The organism is Acinetobacter sp. S4400-12 (genome assembly GCF_024129495.1).
Classification (GTDB): Bacteria; Pseudomonadota; Gammaproteobacteria; order Pseudomonadales; family Moraxellaceae; genus Acinetobacter; species Acinetobacter lwoffii_C.
In genome coordinates this window covers 1-516 of sequence record NZ_JAMXYB010000106.1, presented here as the reverse complement: position 1 = coordinate 516, position 516 = coordinate 1, and the positions used below count along the sequence as shown (strand labels likewise).

1 pseudogene is annotated in these 516 nt (G+C 22.5%); it reads right to left on the bottom strand.

The window, feature by feature from the left end:
- Positions 1 to 516: pseudogene (locus tag NI461_RS14110) on the bottom strand (hypothetical protein); the annotation flags it as partial.

Here is a 516-nt window from a genome sequence, read left to right as displayed (position 1 = left end):
TATTATTTCCTTCAAAATATTTTATATTTAAATTATCATCAATCTCTACACTTTTTCCTGCATAAATATATTTTTCTGAAATTAAATTAAAATTTTTAACTTTCATAATCCTTAAATTAGCCCCATCTTCATCAAAAAATGGAGATACTATTAAAAAGAAATCTTTTTTTCCTTTCAATAATACACTCTCTCCATCTTGAGCATTAACAAAATTATACTTAGTTAATATTGTCTTAGAGGGTATTAAATTTAACCTATTACACTGATTTAATTTAATATTATTTATACATTTAAAATGAATATCGGAGGAATAGGGTAGCTTAGAAAATTCTTCAATACCACTTAATACAGACTTCTCTATTTTATTAAATTTTCCTTTTTCAAAACTATAGCACTCATCTTCAATATTAATATTATTATTTTTAAAAAAATAGGTAGTTCCTGATAAACAAATTTTATTATCGTTCTTACTATATTTTATAATAGCAGGATCATCATTAATCGCTCTCAATTTAC